This is a genomic window from Neobacillus novalis NBRC 102450, from assembly GCF_001591805.1.
Classification (GTDB): domain Bacteria; phylum Bacillota; class Bacilli; order Bacillales; family Cytobacillaceae; genus Neobacillus; species Neobacillus novalis.
Map to the genome: position 1 here is coordinate 65,188 of NZ_BCVP01000010.1, position 16,838 is coordinate 82,025.

Here is a 16,838-nt window from a genome sequence, read left to right on the forward strand (position 1 = left end):
GAATGCTCTTTTTTCCGGGCGACGGGTACTATGAACCTCTTATAGTGCCCATGAACGCTCTTTTTTCCGGGCGAAGGTCACTATGAACCTCTTATAGTGCCCATGAACGCTCTTTTTTCCGGGCGACGGGCACTATGAACCTCTTATAGTGCCCATGAACGCTCTTTTTTCCGGACGACGGGCACTATGAACTGACTTTACATGAAGCTACACAAGCTTTATTTCCTATTGCCCGTTCGACCACGATATCCTCAAACATTTGATGCCCGCTCAATGGGCCGGTATAGAGAATCTTGTAGCCTAGTTTTTGCCGTTTAAGGACCTCTTGGTTTATTTCGCCGATAAGCAGGCCAGAAAATAATAAGTAGGGGACGACAATCGTTCTGCCAACATTTTTTACACAAATAGTCTGCAAAGCTTCCTGGAGCCTTGGTTCGGCTGCGGCCAAATAACAAACCGATACATGATTTATTCCGAGCCGATTCCTAATACCCTCCGCAATAACGGCAAAGTTACCGTGAATTTCAGGATCACTGCTTCCCCTTCCAACAATCAATAACCGGTCCTGCGGCTCCAAGGTACCTGCAGAATCACTGACAAGTTCAACTGCTGCATCAAGAATTTTCTCCTGCACCCCAAAAGGATCCTTAACCTGAACCTCAATATGAGGATATCTGAGCTGCAATAAAGACAGGGCCTGAGGGATATCTGTTTTGATATGACCCGCAGCCAACAGAAACAAAGGAACAACAATAATTTCAGTCGCGCCTTTATCTACACAGCGCTTGAAGCCTTCCTCAATCGAAGGATCCGTCAGCTCAAGGAAACTGATTTCTTGAATAGGAAGATCAATTCGACCTATGACTCTTTCGATAAAGGCCCTCGCTTCCTCCGCTCCTTTTTTAGAGCGTGTGCCGTGACCAATGTATAAAATGGCCTTCATCCTAACCGCCCCCTCTGCCTTTATCCATGAACGACTGGCAAATGAGGAACTATTTCTTCATGAAACCAATTTAATTTTTTGTGAAGACGGACAACCTCGCCAATGACAATCATGCTGGGATTAGAAATTCCTTCTTCTTTCACCCGTTCTTCGATTGTCTCGAGCGTGCCTGTCACGGTTCGCTGGTCGCTTAATGTCCCCCACTGGACAAGGCCGATTGGCGTTTGCGGTTGTTTGCCATGCCGGATTAATTGCTTAATTATCGTTGAAAGCTGAGAAACCCCCATATAGACACAAATGGTATCGACCCCGTTTGCTAGATGGTACCACTGGTGCTCCGCAGCGACATCGCCTGCCTGGTGTCCAGTAATAAACGCAAAGCTTTTGCTTAAGGTACGATGGGTAACTGGAATTCCTGCATAAGCGGAAGCCGCAATTCCGGCCGTGATGCCCGGGATTATTTCGAACGGCACATCATGCTTGACACATTCCTCCGCTTCTTCCCCGCCGCGGCCGAAAACAAACGGGTCTCCTCCTTTTAAGCGGACAACCTGATACCCTTTTTTAGCATATTTCACCAAAAAGGAATTGATGGTCTCCTGCTTCATTGTGTGATAATGGGGGAGCTTGCCGCAATACACCAGCTGTGCCTCTTTTTTTGCATGCTTCAGCAGTTCGGGATTGACAAGCCGATCATAGAGAATGACATCGGCTTGTTCGAGGCATCGCAGTCCTTTTACGGTAATTAAATCCGGATCTCCTGGTCCCGCACCAACTAAATAAACCTTGCCAGCCATGGCTTCCCATCCTTTCCCAACTAAATAATGTTTTTTTCCTGAAGGTATTGAAAAATTTGTCCTACTGCATCTTTAACTGTCAAAAGGTCGGAGCGGACGGTAATTTCCGGGCGTTCCGGCGCCTGATACGGTGAATCTATCCCGGTAAAATCCTTTATTTCACCGCGGCGTGCCTTTGCGTATAGTTGTTTTGGATCCCTTCGTTCACATTCTTCCAACGGGCACTCGACGTATACCTCGATAAATTCTTCTTTTTCAAAAAGGGAACGGATTTGGTCACGATCGGATCGAAAAGGCGAAATGAATGCCGTTGTCACGACGGTGCCGTTATCAACAAATAGTTTGGCCACTTCGCCAATTCTCCTGATATTCTCCGTTCGGTCATAGTCCGAAAAGCCAAGATCTCGGTTAAGGCCATGACGGATATTATCGCCATCAAGGACATATTCATTAATTCCCCGGCGGTGCAATTCACTTGAAACTGCGTTGGCAATTGTTGATTTTCCGGAGCCCGAGAGGCCTGTAAACCAGAGGACACAGCTTCCATGGCGATTTTGAATTCGGCGGTCTGACTTCGTTATTGCCGCGTCATGCCAGGTGATATTTGTTGATTTTGACATGGTTGCATACCCTCCTTACACCGTCTGATGTTCTTTCAATCCTTCAATCAGCACTTCGACGACTTCTTTCCGGCTGAAGGTGGACGGGGGCATCTTTCCTGCGCGCAGTAACTCTCTAACTTTTGTTCCGGATAGAATGACACGATCATCATGGCTATGCGGGCAAGTTTTATCAGATGCCATCCCCTCACATTTATGGCAATAAAAGCTGTGTTCAAAGAATAGCGGCTCAATGCCAAGTTCCCCTTCAGGAAATTCGCTGAAAATAAGCTGGGCATCATACGTTCCATAGTAATTCCCGACGCCAGCATGGTCGCGGCCGACGATGAAATGAGTGCAGCCAAAATTCTTACGGGCTATCGCATGAAAAATCGCTTCTCTTGGTCCTGCGTAACGCATGGCAGCAGGATAAACACCGAGTTGTACCCGTTCTGCAGGGTAGTAATTTTCCAGCAGGACCCGATAGCTCTTCAACCGGACATCAGCCGGGATGTCGTCAGACTTTGTTTCACCGACAAGTGGGTTGACGAATAGCCCATCGACCGTTTCCAGTGCTGCTTTTTGAATGTATTCATGCGCACGATGAATCGGATTTCTCGTCTGGAAGCCAACCACTGTCTTCCAGCCCTTTTCTTCAAACAATGCCCGTGTTTCCTTCGGCTCAAGCCACACATCGGCGAAAACCCCTTTTTCCTGTTTTTTTACGAGTGTGATTTCACCAGCCACGTAGACTGGACCTCTTTCATAAAGCCGCTTGACTCCCGGGTGGGCAAGCTCGAGTGTCTTATATACCTCAAGTGCTTCCTTGTCTAGGTCAGGTTCATACCATTCCGCTACTTTGATCACGCCATAAACCTCTTTTTGAAAAATAAGCTTGATTTCTTCCCCGACTGCGAGGGTAGCTGCTGTTTCAGCGGATACTGGCAGCGTTACAGGAATCGACCAAATCGTTTGATCCGCTAAACGGATATGGTCGACTACCGATTGGTAATCTGCTTTGCCAAGAAATCCGGTCAGCGGACTGAACAGTCCCACGCCGATTAACTCCAGATCACTCAAAGCAATTGCGTCAATCTCCAGCTCTTTTTCGATATGCGCTACGTCATAGTTTGGATTAAAGGCTTGAACCAGCGTTCCTCCATGTGGTTTTGGTAAAAATGACATGTAAATCAAATCCTTCCTTTGCTTAATTTAACTGTTTACCGGTATTGATGTGCTGCTTACTGGCGGATATCGGATGTTTTCTGGCGACTAAACGCCGTTTACTGGCGACTAACAACTTCAAGCAACGGATACCCGCATTTCACTGGCGACTCCCGCTTCCACCACCGAAAGCCGGCTATTCTTTTGCAACTTGTTGCTGCACCGCTACCGCGGGCTTCTGCCGCTTCATCAACGACAACACCCCGAACACAGAGATCAGGACCCCAACCATGGCAATAATTGGGTAAAAGTTATGTTCGATAATCAATTGGATGAGGGTATATGACAGCACCATCGATAGGACGGGTGAAACAATCCAAACGGTCAGGAGCTGAACAACAATGTCTTTTTTCAATACTGCTTTGCCATGCTTGGCGAAACCCATTCCGATAATGGATGAGGTTGTGATTTGGGTAAGTGGGACAGGAATCCCGAACACGGAGGCAACGGTTACAATGGTTGCACCTGTTCCCGAGATGACACAGCCCTCTTCGAGCCGCAGCGTCGTTATTTTTTTTCCATTCGTTTCTAGGACGCGCTGACCCAGCAGCAGTGCGCCCGCCGCGACAAACAACCCACCCCAGAAAATACCACTTCCAACAGCGAGGATGTTGGCACCCACAAGTGGGCCGACAGCATTGGCAACATTGTTCATCCCTGCTGAAAAGGCTTCGAACAAACCCATAAATACAACCAGCACAGACAGAAATGGAACAGCTTTCCGAGCCTTCATCCAGCCCTTAAGCCTTCTATTTTCCAACAAAAACGAAGCACCAATTGCGATGAAAAACGCGGTAAAAGGTGTAAGCAGCCAAAAAAGCATTATCCAGACAAGCTTACTGGCAAACACAGATTGATAAACAATCCCGGCACCAACGACAGATCCAACTGCCACTTCACTGGTAGAAAGTGGTATACCAAAAATATTGGCCAAAAACAATGATAATGCCGCTGATGCTAATACGATTAAGGCTACAGGCACGGTAAATGTACTAGATGGGACAATCCCGCTGCCAATCGTTTTGACTACTTCACCACCGCCAAGCCAAGCACCAAGGAACACGGCGATACTGCACAGCAGCAAAGCCAGCCGTTTTTTCACCACACCGGCTCCATAGGCGATTCCCATCGAAGCCGCCGCACCACTGGCACCAATATTTATTGCAAAAAATAACCCAATTGTTATTGCAATGATTGTAAGCAAAGCTTTAGCCCTCCCTATTTGGTGTGTAAGCCACACTCCGTTTTGCCGCTTCCAACCCAGCGTCCAGCACGTGAGTCCCCATCAGCTGCAGCCGGTTGGGTACAGGGAAAACAGCCTATGCTTGGATATTGATGGTCATGCAGGGTGTTGTACGGGAGCTCGTGTCCCCTGATGTAGCCCCAAACCTCATCCCATGTCCAGTGAATCAAGGGACAGATTTTGATGTTCCTGAATTTTTCATCTTTATTAAGAAATTCAGTGCTCGCTCTTGACGGTGACTGTTCCCTCCGAAGCCCCGAGATCCACGCTTGTTTTCCCGCCAATGTTTCCCTTAACGGAATAACCTTGCGAATATTGCAACACTGGTTAGGAGCAGTCTTCCATAACGCCGAACCATATTGTTCCGCTTGTTCATCGAGACTTAACTTCGGCTGTTTTCGCTCAATCCTTAACGACGGGAATCGAGCTTCAATCTTGTCTATGACCTCATATGTTTCTGGGAAATGCAGTCCCGTATCTAAAAAAACAATCCGGGCATCCGCTTTAATTTGCTGGATGAGGTCAATCAAAACAATCGCTTCTGCCCCGAAACTGGACGCATACACAATTTCATCGGATTGGTAAGCCCGGAAAGCCCACTCCAGCACAGAATGAGCACCCTTGGTTTCATCCGCAATTGGGAAAGTATCAGATATTTGCTGCCAATTTTGATACGTTATTGTTTCATTCATGGCTCAACGCCTCCTTTTTCACTAAATCTAACTTGAGTTTCATCTATCGAAAAACGAATCAGTTATTCCTGCCTGAGAATTTCCCACAAAAATAGGCAGTCTTCCACTTTGATAAAGTGAAGACCGCCTCTAGTTTGTCTAGTCAGCGATGCTTATTTGGTTTAAGACGAACCTTTTCATTTTTCTCAATTTGAACAATTTTGCCATCTTGGACAACTAAGGTGATCGAGCCAAATTTTAAGGTCTCCATCATTTTCTCGAGATGTGCGATTAGTTCTTCCTTTTCATCTGCCTTCAGATTGATTCGTCTCCTTTCAAAAAAAACGTCTTTCCCATCAAGGAAAGGCGTTAGAACTACCACTGTTAACACCTTATCTCCCAAAATGAAGGTCATTTTGCTGGAATTAGCACCTTGCTTTGCAGGTTGCCGGGCTTCATTGGACCAGTCCCTCAGCCACTCTTGATAAGAATTGAATGATTAATGAAATTAATCCTATCATACCAATTGGTTTAATGTAAATAGGAAAACTAAATATTTTAAAAATTCTTTTTAAGGCGTCTAGTTCTCTGACGAATTAAAGCGTTACTTCGCTGTAGGGACTGGCTCTGTTAATGAAATACAAAAAACCCCGTATCTTTATACAAGAAGGATCGGGGAATTTAATTTATTGAAATAGGTTTAAATGTGGATTATATCTGGAGTGACTTAGTTGTTTTTTAACTTGTAAATTTCCCTGGAGTGTTCAGAAATTTTGCGATCATAAAATTCAAGGTCCTGTTTTGTCGCCATAGAACTTTTGATTTCTTTAACATCTTCTACAACAGTGTCCACCTTCGTTTCAAGGGCATCTATTCTTTGGTTTGTTTCAGAAATCTTTACATTCGTGACTGCTACGGTATTAATTAATTGATTTAATCTTTGGTCCATAGTAGTTATTTTTTCGTCCATAGTACTTACCTTTTGGTCCAGACTATCAAGCTTGTCCAATATCAACTTGAGTGTTTTTTCCATCTATTTTCACCTCCTTCGTTTATTGCTTATAGTATAGCAGATTTATGTAGATATTTGTCGATGGGTTTCAAATCATTTGGAAGGAAAATGGGAGCGTGTGATACATATCACCAACCAAAATTCCCATTCCTTTTATAATAATGGTAAGAGGTGAGTTTTATGGACAAGAATTGGTCTGTTTCACTTGAACATGAGGAATATGAAAATGATGTTGAATTGGTTGTAAAAGATGCTATTGACGCAATTACGAATACTTCAAAGGGGTTTTATGTCAATATCGTCACGCCGGCAGATTTCGGAGAACCTGATGATTATTTAACAGAGGAGCTGGCCTTATTTTTTGGTGATAGCATTAAAAGCAAATTTATCGATCAATGCGGCTGTGGGGGCTATGTGCTTAGGGTATGGAAAAACAACTAACTGGTACCACTCCCCCCACTCCACAGCGGGGACATGCACCCGTTTTTTTATACGCTACCCCTTTTCAATTGATAAAGCCGTCTCTTTATTTCCTTCTCCATCTTTTGAAAAAAACTTTCCAAACTCTTCAAGTGTTTCCCCCCAATTAAAAACTTTGTATGGAATAGAGGCTTATTGCCCCTTCTCCTTCCGTTTTTTGCATTCGTTTATTTTTATTCAAAATGGGGGGAAGTTGTTAAAATTGGAATATGCGGGCTGTACCCAAGATGTCTACTGTTTAGGGGTTCATGTATTTTTTACTTTAGCTACCCCTAACGCAAAATGACTCCAAAGAATGTTCTCTACCAATTCAGACTGTGATTCTTTGCAATCAATAATAAGAATAACCTCTGATTGCTTTCCTTTTAATAGTCTTTTTTTCTTTTTTAAAACTACTTCGGTCAAAAGTCTAATGGCAAATCCTATTACAAATCCGATAAATGCCCCGATAAGTCCCCAGTAAATGGGACCCCACGACAATTTAAAACCGATACTTGCCCCTACCACAGAAAATGCCGTGGCAAGAGCCATGCCAATATCGATTAGTGATGTTCCGTCCGAACGGTGAAGCGTATCGAAAACTTTACGCTCCTCTTGCCGATTATCGAGGGGAACAGCAAATATATCTTCTTTTTTAATACCATGTTTCTCCAAAGTAGAAATCGCCATTTCTAGACCCGGCTGATTTTCAAAAGTGGAAAAGAGCTGCACATCATCACTTCACTTTTTGTCCTTTTAGTATTCGGAAACCTTTTGATTGGTAATGTTCTATCAAATATTTCCTTTGTTCTTTTTCAAACAGTTTATTATTTTCAATCGAATTCATATAAGCATCGAAGGTGGCAAACCCATAGTGGGAAGGAATGAATAATAGCCATTCTGGATTTAAAATAGTGGTAGCCTCTTTTATTTTTCCTAGGAATAATAAAGAAACCGCTTCAAGGGCATGTGATTGATAAAAAAAGACGACAACCCAAACAATGACAAAGAACGCGGTCAAAATTCTATGGATATAAAGCTGCCCTAGCCCAGGCACAAATAGTGACCACATGACGGACATCAAGGGGTTTCTATTATCTAAATAATTTATTTCCCCTGGTCCTAAGCTAAATGAGTTGAAACGGTGGTCTTCATGATCCGCTAAAATATACCCCTTGTTAAAATCAACCGTTGTTCGATAACTATCCCAGATTCCAAATAGATAAACGGGAATATACATGAGTAACCATCTGGTATCCAATACCTCTTTTGCCATCGCTATATCTCCTTGAAATGAGTAAACCATCGCAAGGTTCACGTGCGCCTTAATATTAACAACCACTTCCCAAATAAATAAGGCATATCCCCTGAAATATTTTGACAACAGCAGATGTCCAAATCCAGGGAAAGCGGCTGACCACCAGGCAATAATATAAGGATTGCGTAAATGGATTAGCGTTGTACCAAATATGCTAACATTAGCCTTATAACGTCTTGCAGTATTATCATTTGAATAGTTATCCATTTAACGCCACCCTTAAATCAACTAATTCCCAATAGTTTTCCATATAGTGGCTGATTTATCCCCATTTACATTCGGTCCGATAGCAAATTTTTGATGATTGATGTGGAATTTTGCTATACTTTTTCTAATGATAGTTTTCAGAGAAAATCAAGGTGAGTGGATGATTATGAAATTTGCTAATTTGGATAATGTGTCAAACAACAAATCGTTTAAAGACATGAGGAAATGGCAGAAAGAACGACGAAGTAAAGTGAAGGATTTATCGGTAAACATCGAACAATCTCCCGTTAAAAAAGTGAAAGAACTAATCGAAAACAAAAGCCGGACTTCTTATACGTGGGTTGGCCATTCTACTTTTTTGCTTCAGCTGAATGGCATAAATATTGTAACGGACCCTGTGTGGGCCAAGCGGATGGGGTTTCAAAAAAGATTAACGGAGCCGGGCCTTTCCTTAGCAGATCTGCCGGAAATTGATCTCGTTGTCATCTCCCATGGCCATTACGACCATCTGGACTTCCCCACTTTGAAAAAATTAAAAGGAAATCCGCACTACCTTGTTCCTGCTGGTTTAAAGTCCCTTTTTATCCGAAAAGGCTATCAGCAGGTGACTGAGATGAGTTGGTGGGAAAGCACCGAATACAAAGGGATATCCGTTCATTTTGTCCCTGCCCAGCATTGGACGAGACGAACGTTGCGAGATATGAATACATCCCATTGGGGCGGCTGGATTTTTCAAACTACCGAAGAAACGTATTATTTTGTTGGCGATACAGGCTATTTCGCCGGCTTTCAACAAATTGCAGACCGCTTTACAATCGATACAGTGTTTATGCCGATTGGCGCCTATGAGCCGGAGTGGTTTATGGCTGCATCCCATATTTCTCCAGAAGACAGTGTGAAAGCGTTCATCGAATTAAAAGCGAAACACTTCGTACCGATGCATTATGGTGCCTATCGTTTGGCCGATGACACGGGGCCTGAAGCATTAGAACGGTTATACCGTGAATGGGAAAAGCGGCAGCTCCCCGAAGAACAACTAAATGTGCTCTTACTTGGAGAAACGGTTTTGGGGTCTGAATAGCAATAGAAATTATTTCTAGCCAATTAATTTCAATGTATTTAATACCCCTTCTTATAGACATAAAAAAAAGGCTTATCACCTAAAATACAAAGATATATAAAAACTTAAATAGACAGAAGGGATGGCTCCCTTGTTTAATTTTTCAAAAAAACATGACAATAAAATGCTTCGTTTTTCGATAACTGTATTAACTGCATTCACCGGCGGCCTGGCATTCACAGCTCTTCATACACCAATTCCATGGCTGCTCGGGCCAATGGCGGCTGTTTTAATTGGTGCAAGGTTTGGAAAAATTCAATATTATTGGCCAACTTACATTCGGGATATGGGATTAATAATAGTAGGTTATTCAATTGGTTTATCCTTCACGAAAGAAGCGCTCATCCAAATTACAGCAAAACTGCCTTCCATGCTGATCATGACCGTTTTACTCGTTTGTTTTTGTGCCGGAATTGCCTGGGTTGTTTCCAAGCTTACGGGCGTGGATTATCCAACTGTACTTACCGGCAGCATTCCAGGAGGACTTTCGCAAATGATTATTTTTGCCGAAGAAATGAAAGGAATCGATATTACCACCGTAACGTTCCTGCAAGTGGCAAGATTAATGATGATCATTTTCTTCGTCCCTTTTCTCATCTTTGGGCCACTTTTTAAAAATACAGCTACTGAACCGACATCGGATTTGGTTGTAAAGTCAATTCAAACTTCAGAACCGCTATTTTCAACCATTGTTTTGTTTGCCGTAATTTGTGTGCTCTGTGCTTTTCTTGCAAAGAAATTTAAGTTTCCTACTCCCTATTTATTGGGTCCAATATTAGGAACAGCCATCGCCAGCATTTCAGGTTTCCATGGTCCTGCTCTTACGCAGCCAATATTGGACGTTTCTCAATTTATGATTGGAGGGTATATCGGCTTATTATTGAAGCCCGAAAAACTGGAGCATAAGGCAAAAATAATTACCCTTGCACTGCTTAGCGGCATGCTGATGATTTTTGGATCTGTTGGTTTAGGTTTGCTGCTTGTTAATTATTACCATATTACCCCATCCACCAGTTTATTAAGCTTGGCTCCAGGTGGGATGGATCAAATGGGGATTCTTGCCCACGAAGTCGATGCTGATTTATCTATGGTGACGGGGTACCAGTTATTCCGGCTATTTTTTATCTATTTTGCCGTACCACCGCTCCTAAGGTTATTTTTTAAAGTTGGAAAAGGAAAAACGAGAAAGGCAGCTTGAGACTGCCTTCCTCGTTTTTTTCCTGTATTGTTCAAATTGGAGTGTCTTATTTTGGATAAAGAATCTCATCGATAATCCCGTACTCTTTCGCTTCCTCAGCACTCATAAAGTAATCCCGGTCGGTATCCTTTGCCACCTTTTCAACTGGCTGTCCGGTGCGTTCTGAAATAATTTGATTGGTATGTTCTTTTAATTTTAAGATACGCCGTGCTGATATTTCGATTTCTGTTGCTTGCCCCCTGGCACCACCCAAGGGCTGATGGATCATGATTTCACTATTTGGCAGGGCGTACCGTTTTCCCTTTGTACCTGCAAGCAGTAACATCGCCCCGAATGAAGCGGCCATACCCGTGCAAATCGTTCGGACATCCGGCTTAATGTACTGCATTGTATCGAAAATAGCAAATCCTGCTGAAGTTGAACCACCTGGGCTATTAATATAGAGAGAAATTTCTTTATCTGGGGCGTCCGCTGCTAAAAATAATAATTGAGCCACGACACTATTGGCCGTATGGTCATTTATTTCATCACCGATAATTATGATTCTGTCCTTTAGCAGTCTTGAATAAATATCATAGGAACGTTCACCACGATTAGATTGTTCGATCACATATGGAATGGTACTCATTTACTTTTCCTCCTTAAAGCGATTTATTGGCTATGCCGCCATACAGAGAGTGCTTGAAGGGGAATAAGTTTGAATGGGTTGTAAATTCCGTGAAACAAGCTTTGGCACTTCACTAATACTTGTTAGCCATGGAATGGATTGAATCAGGACGGTTGGGTCTTGATTTTTCAAGGCTTCATAAAAAATGTCTGATAGCTCCGCCCTCTCTTCCTGATTCCAAAATGATTCGGCTAAATATGAATGACTATCTTTTTCGAGACGTTTTTTCACCCGATGAAGACTTGCCTTCACGGCCATTTCTGTCGTGTTTATTAGCTCTGCTATTTCCTTTGACTGATATTGAAATGCCTCTTTTAACATAAAGATAACGGCCTGCTTTGGCGTAAAATGCGTCAAGAGCAAATCAACTGCATGTGACATTTCATCGAGTTGAGCTGTTAATTCATGAGTGGAATGATCAAAATCGGCCTCTACCGTCACATTTTTTCTTTTTCGAAGCAAATCAATCCAATGATGATAAGCAATTTTATTTAACAAAGCTGAACTCATTTGTTGCTGGTTATATTTTAATGCTTTAAGATAGGTCTCCTGTGCGATATCGTCTCCATCCCATGAGTTTTGGGTTAGAAAACGGCAATATCGCTGAAGCTTTGGATAATATTCGCTCCACAGCCTATCATCAACCTGTGAATTTTCACTGCTGAAAGGGCTAAGCTTTTGTGGCATGGTTTTCACTCCTTTTGCACTCTCTACCCAATAAACGTTTCAAGAAGGATAAATAGATACGGGGTCATAAACTTTTTTTAATATTATATGCTAATGAACCTATTTTTCAATTAAACAAATGGGAAATGAAATTTGCTGATACAAATTTCAATAATGAGTTTACATAACATTATTATAATTTTTAATAAAAACGACAGCGAACTGTCGTTTGATTTCAATAAAGCCGTTTAGTATAGCTTTCATTTAAGCTTTCTTCTATTGTTTCGGCACTGCTATTTGGGAGCTTTGCGTGCTCAAATAATATTTGAGCAGCCGAAGGTAAGGTTTCTTGATCAGCCCAGAAATGCGGCTCCCATAATCCTGAGCGTTTAAAGGCTTTCGCGCAATGGATAAAACATTCCTCTACTTCTACCCCAATTCCAACAAGAGGTTTTCGTCCTCTTACTGCCATCTTTTCAAGTAACTCGTTATCTTTTACTAAAGCTGCCCTGCCATTAACCCTTAGCGTTTCTCCTAAACCTGGTATGAGAAATAGCAGCCCTACTTTTGGGTTTGATAAGATATTTCGCATCGAATCGATTCTTTTATTCCCTGGTCTTTCTGGGATGATCAAATAGGTCTCATTTAGAACATGGACAAATCCAGGACTATCCCCGCGTGGCGACACATCACAAAAACCGGAAGTATCAGCAGTAGAAAGAACTAAAAATGGTGACTTGGAAATAAAGCTTGAACAATGGTGATCAATATAGGTAATCACCTTATTTTTAACTAATTCACTTGGATAACCAACAAGGGAACGCAGCTCTTCTTCTGACTCAATAAAATCTTTAAATGGATTGCCAATCTCCAAAAATATCCACCCCTTAAGTAAATAACCTTTCTCTAATTATATCGTTTTTATAATAAAGAATGATTGTTTACTTAAAATCAACTTTTTTTGATAAAAAGGGGAATGATTGCCCCCCGGTGAAATAACGTATTAACTTAATGGAGGGAGGCCACCTTAATTCGGTTTATTTCAGCTTCACGGGCACTATGAACCCCTCTTAGTGACCATGTTCCGCTTTTTTTTAGCTTCACGGGCACTATGAACTTCTCTTAGTGACCGAATCCCTCTTTTTTTCGGCTTCACGGGCACTATGAACCTCTCTAAGTGACCGACTCCCGCTTTTTTTCGGCTTCACGGGCACTATGAACCTCTCTAAGTAACCGAATCCCTCTTTTTTTCAGCTTCACGGGCACTATGAACCTCTCTAAGTGACCGACTCCCGCTTTTTTTCACCTTCACGGGCACTATGAACCTCTCTTAGTGACCGGCTCCCGCTTTTTTTCGGTTTCACGGGCACTATGAACCTCTCTTTCTATCAATCATCTAAACCAATGATTGTAGGAAGTGATCCGATCCCCTGGATCCGGTGCTGATGAGTGTATACATTAAACCCGTTTCCTCGAATAAAGCCTACCGCGGTAATTCCCAGTTCCTCCGCTAAGTTTAAGGCAAGATTGGTTGGCGCTGATTTCGATAGGATAATTCCAACCCCAATCTTGGCGGCTTTCAGCAACACCTCTGATGAGATTCGGCCGCTAAAAGCTATTATCTTATCCTTTAGTGAAATTCGGTGGATAATACAGTAGCCAAACAGTTTATCTAAGGCATTATGACGACCAATATCGGTTCTGGATACTACAATTCCATTACTTGTACACAGAGCAGCATTATGAACGCCGCCTGTTTGCTGAAAATGAGAAGAGCTTTCCTGCATTTGCTTCATTAACATGCGGCATTGTTCCGGCGTGATTGTCAATTTTGTCATTACCGTTTTTGCTGTTTTCACATCATTATGAAAGTAAAACTGCCGACCTTTTCCACAACAGGAACCAATAAATCGCTTCGAATGAAATTCTTTTAAAACGGAGTGTTTGTTTATCAGGTCCACATAGGCAAATCCCCGATCTTCATCAATTTGAAGGGATTTGATATCCCGGTAAGCGCGAATAACACCCTCCGATGCTAAAAATCCAACCACCAATTCCTGCAAGTCAGAAGGGGTACATACCATGGTGGCGAACTCGTTTCCGTCTACCGCAATAGTTAAAGCTGATTCAACAGCAACATCATCCTCATCCTCGAAAAAGTCTTGTCCGTTAAACCTGAGAATGTTTTGTGAAGTAGTGATTTCATTTAACACATGCTTTGCCCCTTTCCATGGAAAATTAACCTACTTCTGTTTCGAGTTCAGGAATTGGCTTTTCAAGATAGACGGTATCTTTCCTAGCGTTATATCGTTCTGCTTTTTCAACATGAACGGTGATATTGTAATCAGGAATTCCCGCAAATTTCTCATATCGGCCCCGCGGCAGCAAGAAGTTACCCTCTGGAAAGTGCACTTCGATATTCCCTGGTGCAATCTCAACAAATTTTGCTTTGCCTTGGAATACGCCGAATCCGTTATATACGACGATTCCTTCACCCTCGGCAATGCTTAGTTTTTGCCCATCGACAGCACTCATTAACACGTCATAACGACCTGCCCCGTTTAACGGATCCACCTCATTGTAAACCATTGAATTAAATTGCTTCCCACGGCGGGAGGTGACGATAAATTGTTCAGGCTTCTTATTTAAATCGGGAATATCAACTGGTATTAAACTTCCTTTTCCGTCCGGAGTTGGACAAATCCCGCCTTCACATAGCCAAGCGCCGCCCCACTGGAAGACGTCTCCCTGTACTTTCAAGTGTTGGATGCCCTCATAATCAGGGTTTGCTTTCGCAATTTCACGACGAACGGCATAACCGTCAGCAAAATCAATCAAATGAGCCGTTTCCGGTTTCACACGCTTAGCAAGATCGATATAAATCTTCCATTCTGCCCGTGCTTCTTCCACCCTATTTTTGTTACCCGTTATCTCAGGTGAAAAATAAACCATCCGTTCTGTTGAAGTACTCGTACCGCCATCTTCCTGCTCATAACGTGTTTTCGCCGGCAATATGATGACTGCTTCTTTTGCATCGACCAATGTCGAGGTGTTTAAAATAATATCTTGGTGCACACGAATTTCTAATTCAGATAAGGCCTCTTTTATAAAATCAGGGTCAGGCATCGTCTCTAAAAAGTTACCGCCAGATAAGTAGTAGAGTTTAACTTTGCGCTCATGATCTTCTGGAAGGACAATGTTTTCCAGAGTAACTCCCACGATATCCCCCTGCCACTTTGGAAGTTCAAATCCCCAAAGCTGTTCGATTCTCTCGACAGTGTTCCCATCCCAGCCGCCGCCCGGTAAGACGAATGGATCAGCACCCATTTCACCGCTTCCTTGAACGCTCGAATGTCCCCGGAACGGCATAAGACCTGTATGCTTTCGTCCTAAGTGTCCGCGAAGAAGTGCCAAGTTTGCCACTTGAGAAATATTATCAGTGGCAAATGAATGCATAGTAAGTCCCATAGCCCATGCATAAACAGCATTTTTACTGCCTGCTAACAGTTCAGCTAATTCAATGATCCGTCCTTTCGAAACACCCGAAGATTCAGTGATTGCTTCCCACGATTGGACTTGAACCTTTTTCTTAAGCTCTTCATAACCATTCACATGTGCCCCAACAAACTCGTGGTTGATTGCAGAACCATACACCTTCTCATCCATATCAAACCAATGCTTCATAATCCCATGCATGAACGCGATATCGCCGCCAATGTTGACTTGATAGAAATCATCAGCAATTTTGGTTCCGAACAAGGCGGATTCTGGGTTTGAAGGAATCCAATATTGGTCCATCGCTGGTTCTCGGTATGGATTGACAACAATGATTTTGGTGCCCTTTTTCTTCGCTTCAAGCATGTATTTTGAAGAAACTGGTGAAGAGTTCGCTGCGACACTGCCCCAAAACAATAGAACATCTGTGCCAATCCAGTCTAAATAATTGCACGTTGAAGCTCCGACACCAATTGAACGCTTTAACGCTGTTTTACTTGGTGCGTGACAAATCCGTGAGGCATTATCAATGTGATTGGTCCCAAGAAAACGGGCTACTTTACTGGCCACATAATAGCTTTCATTTGTAATCCCGCGTGCTGTTAAATAAAAAGCAAATTGCTGTGGGTTCAGCTTTCTCATTTTCAACGCAATCATTTCCGTTGCATGATCCCAAGTAATTCGGGAAAATTTTCGTTCCCCTATACGGCGGATTAATGGATAGGGAATACGGCCTAGCTTCCGAAGCTCTGAGCTGTCATATTTCCTTAATTCATCTATATCTGCATGAAGAATTTCAGGCTTAATCGCAGGCATGGTGTTGAGTCTTAGGACATTTAAGCGAGTTGTACACACATGTGGTCCTGTTAACGTCTGGTCATATAAACCGGATACACCAAGCGCGCAGCCATCACATACCCCTTTTGTTAATATATTGGCGGCATAGCCGAGATTATCTTTATTCTCCCAAGCGACCTTCATCGTATCGCGAATATGTTTTGGTTTCATTTTTCCTAGTCCAAAAGGAATTGGACTCACCCAGTGTTCGGGTGCAGGCACAACTGATTTTTTCTGTGGACCTGGATGTAATGTCTTTCCCATCCTTCATTCCTCCTCAAGTTCTCCAATTTTAAAACAAATAAAAAACCACCAAGGACAGCATTCATCTCAGGAAAAGGATGAATGCACCAAGGTGGTTAGTCTTCAACAGGTTCGCTGC

Annotated in this window: 18 protein-coding genes and 1 riboswitch; of the genes, 3 read left to right on the forward strand and 15 right to left on the reverse strand. The window is 42.8% G+C overall.

Annotation, left to right across the window (positions count from 1 at the left end; translation table 11 throughout):
* Positions 1-184: 184 nt before the first annotated feature.
* The 8 genes from BANVL01_RS08215 to BANVL01_RS08245 all read right to left on the reverse strand — a co-directional run bounded on the left by BANVL01_RS08215 (position 185) and on the right by BANVL01_RS08245 (position 6,510).
* Entirely contained in the window at positions 185-943 is a 759-nt protein-coding gene (locus BANVL01_RS08215) for a sirohydrochlorin chelatase (protein WP_066086489.1), read from the reverse strand.
* Positions 944-963: 20 nt separating this feature from the next.
* The gene (gene cobA, locus BANVL01_RS08220; protein WP_066086486.1) at positions 964-1,740 is read right to left on the reverse strand and encodes a uroporphyrinogen-III C-methyltransferase; all 777 of its coding nucleotides are present in this window, start codon (positions 1,738-1,740) and stop codon (positions 964-966) included.
* Between the two features lie 20 nt (positions 1,741-1,760).
* Positions 1,761-2,360 carry an adenylyl-sulfate kinase gene (gene cysC / locus BANVL01_RS08225; protein WP_066086485.1) on the reverse strand — a complete coding sequence of 200 codons (600 nt, stop codon included), beginning with the start codon at positions 2,358-2,360 and terminating at the stop codon, positions 1,761-1,763.
* Positions 2,361-2,375: 15 nt separating this feature from the next.
* On the reverse strand, positions 2,376-3,524 hold the full coding sequence (gene sat / locus BANVL01_RS08230; RefSeq protein WP_066086482.1) for a sulfate adenylyltransferase: 1,149 nt from the start codon (positions 3,522-3,524) through the stop codon (positions 2,376-2,378).
* Between the two features lie 175 nt (positions 3,525-3,699).
* Positions 3,700-4,767 carry a sulfate permease gene (gene cysP / locus BANVL01_RS08235; RefSeq protein WP_066086479.1) on the reverse strand — a complete coding sequence of 356 codons (1,068 nt, stop codon included), beginning with the start codon at positions 4,765-4,767 and terminating at the stop codon, positions 3,700-3,702.
* Positions 4,768-4,781: 14 nt separating this feature from the next.
* The gene (locus BANVL01_RS08240; protein ID WP_066086476.1) at positions 4,782-5,498 is read right to left on the reverse strand and encodes a phosphoadenylyl-sulfate reductase; all 717 of its coding nucleotides are present in this window, start codon (positions 5,496-5,498) and stop codon (positions 4,782-4,784) included.
* 142 nt (positions 5,499-5,640) lie between these two features.
* On the reverse strand, positions 5,641-5,769 hold the full coding sequence (locus tag BANVL01_RS28860; RefSeq protein ID WP_425311862.1) for a YezD family protein: 129 nt from the start codon (positions 5,767-5,769) through the stop codon (positions 5,641-5,643).
* Positions 5,770-5,866: 97 nt separating this feature from the next.
* Positions 5,867-5,968: riboswitch (SAM riboswitch) on the reverse strand.
* Positions 5,969-6,204: 236 nt separating this feature from the next.
* Complete coding sequence (locus tag BANVL01_RS08245) at positions 6,205-6,510, reverse strand: hypothetical protein (RefSeq protein WP_066086471.1); 306 nt, start codon at positions 6,508-6,510, stop codon at positions 6,205-6,207.
* Positions 6,511-6,669: 159 nt separating this feature from the next.
* Between BANVL01_RS08245 and BANVL01_RS08250 the strand changes: the two genes are divergently transcribed.
* Positions 6,670-6,930 carry a CGCGG family putative rSAM-modified RiPP protein gene (locus BANVL01_RS08250; RefSeq protein ID WP_066086469.1) on the forward strand — a complete coding sequence of 87 codons (261 nt, stop codon included), beginning with the start codon at positions 6,670-6,672 and terminating at the stop codon, positions 6,928-6,930.
* A gap of 285 nt (positions 6,931-7,215) precedes the next feature.
* Here the strand turns inward: BANVL01_RS08250 and BANVL01_RS08255 are convergent, their stop codons facing one another.
* Both BANVL01_RS08255 and BANVL01_RS08260 read right to left on the reverse strand, forming a co-directional pair.
* The gene (locus tag BANVL01_RS08255) at positions 7,216-7,680 is read right to left on the reverse strand and encodes a hypothetical protein (RefSeq protein WP_066086464.1); all 465 of its coding nucleotides are present in this window, start codon (positions 7,678-7,680) and stop codon (positions 7,216-7,218) included.
* Positions 7,681-7,684: 4 nt separating this feature from the next.
* The gene (locus BANVL01_RS08260) at positions 7,685-8,473 is read right to left on the reverse strand and encodes a hypothetical protein (protein WP_066086462.1); all 789 of its coding nucleotides are present in this window, start codon (positions 8,471-8,473) and stop codon (positions 7,685-7,687) included.
* 160 nt (positions 8,474-8,633) lie between these two features.
* Here BANVL01_RS08260 and BANVL01_RS08265 point away from each other — a divergent pair, with 160 nt between their 5' ends.
* Together BANVL01_RS08265 and BANVL01_RS08270 are read left to right on the forward strand one after the other, a co-directional pair.
* A complete protein-coding gene (locus tag BANVL01_RS08265) occupies positions 8,634-9,554 on the forward strand; it encodes an MBL fold metallo-hydrolase (RefSeq protein ID WP_066086458.1) in 921 nt (306 codons plus the stop codon).
* Positions 9,555-9,684: 130 nt separating this feature from the next.
* A complete protein-coding gene (locus tag BANVL01_RS08270; protein ID WP_235845510.1) occupies positions 9,685-10,791 on the forward strand; it encodes an AbrB family transcriptional regulator in 1,107 nt (368 codons plus the stop codon).
* Between the two features lie 46 nt (positions 10,792-10,837).
* Here the strand turns inward: BANVL01_RS08270 and clpP are convergent, their stop codons facing one another.
* The 5 genes from clpP to BANVL01_RS08295 all read right to left on the reverse strand — a co-directional run bounded on the left by clpP (position 10,838) and on the right by BANVL01_RS08295 (position 16,720).
* Positions 10,838-11,419: an ATP-dependent Clp endopeptidase proteolytic subunit ClpP gene (gene clpP, locus BANVL01_RS08275; RefSeq protein WP_066086454.1), complete on the reverse strand. Its 582-nt coding sequence runs from the start codon at positions 11,417-11,419 to the stop codon at positions 10,838-10,840.
* Positions 11,420-11,449: 30 nt separating this feature from the next.
* A complete protein-coding gene (locus tag BANVL01_RS08280) occupies positions 11,450-12,145 on the reverse strand; it encodes a sigma-70 family RNA polymerase sigma factor (protein WP_066086452.1) in 696 nt (231 codons plus the stop codon).
* Between the two features lie 214 nt (positions 12,146-12,359).
* Positions 12,360-12,998, reverse strand: coding sequence for a pyridoxamine 5'-phosphate oxidase family protein (locus BANVL01_RS08285; RefSeq protein ID WP_066086450.1), 639 nt, complete (start codon positions 12,996-12,998; stop codon positions 12,360-12,362).
* Positions 12,999-13,512: 514 nt separating this feature from the next.
* Positions 13,513-14,337: a formate dehydrogenase accessory sulfurtransferase FdhD gene (gene fdhD / locus BANVL01_RS08290; protein WP_066086447.1), complete on the reverse strand. Its 825-nt coding sequence runs from the start codon at positions 14,335-14,337 to the stop codon at positions 13,513-13,515.
* Positions 14,338-14,362: 25 nt separating this feature from the next.
* A complete protein-coding gene (locus BANVL01_RS08295; protein WP_066086443.1) occupies positions 14,363-16,720 on the reverse strand; it encodes an FdhF/YdeP family oxidoreductase in 2,358 nt (785 codons plus the stop codon).
* Between the last annotated feature and the right edge of the window lie 118 nt (positions 16,721-16,838).

Excerpts from the sequence above, each read along its gene's own strand:
- cobA (WP_066086486.1), bottom strand. The coding sequence starts at position 1,740 with ATGGCTGGCAAGGTTTATTTAGTTGGTGCGGGACCAGGAGATCCGGAT.
- sat (WP_066086482.1), bottom strand. The coding sequence starts at position 3,524 with ATGTCATTTTTACCAAAACCACATGGAGGAACGCTGGTTCAAGCCTTT.
- cysC (WP_066086485.1), bottom strand. The coding sequence starts at position 2,360 with ATGTCAAAATCAACAAATATCACCTGGCATGACGCGGCAATAACGAAG.
- BANVL01_RS08265 (WP_066086458.1), top strand. The coding sequence starts at position 8,634 with ATGATTATGAAATTTGCTAATTTGGATAATGTGTCAAACAACAAATCG.
- clpP (WP_066086454.1), bottom strand. The coding sequence starts at position 11,419 with ATGAGTACCATTCCATATGTGATCGAACAATCTAATCGTGGTGAACGT.
- BANVL01_RS08215 (WP_066086489.1), bottom strand. The coding sequence starts at position 943 with ATGAAGGCCATTTTATACATTGGTCACGGCACACGCTCTAAAAAAGGA.
- BANVL01_RS08250 (WP_066086469.1), top strand. The coding sequence starts at position 6,670 with ATGGACAAGAATTGGTCTGTTTCACTTGAACATGAGGAATATGAAAAT.
- BANVL01_RS08240 (WP_066086476.1), bottom strand. The coding sequence starts at position 5,498 with ATGAATGAAACAATAACGTATCAAAATTGGCAGCAAATATCTGATACT.
- BANVL01_RS08260 (WP_066086462.1), bottom strand. The coding sequence starts at position 8,473 with ATGGATAACTATTCAAATGATAATACTGCAAGACGTTATAAGGCTAAT.
- BANVL01_RS08245 (WP_066086471.1), bottom strand. The coding sequence starts at position 6,510 with ATGGAAAAAACACTCAAGTTGATATTGGACAAGCTTGATAGTCTGGAC.
- BANVL01_RS08280 (WP_066086452.1), bottom strand. The coding sequence starts at position 12,145 with ATGCCACAAAAGCTTAGCCCTTTCAGCAGTGAAAATTCACAGGTTGAT.
- BANVL01_RS08295 (WP_066086443.1), bottom strand. The coding sequence starts at position 16,720 with ATGGGAAAGACATTACATCCAGGTCCACAGAAAAAATCAGTTGTGCCT.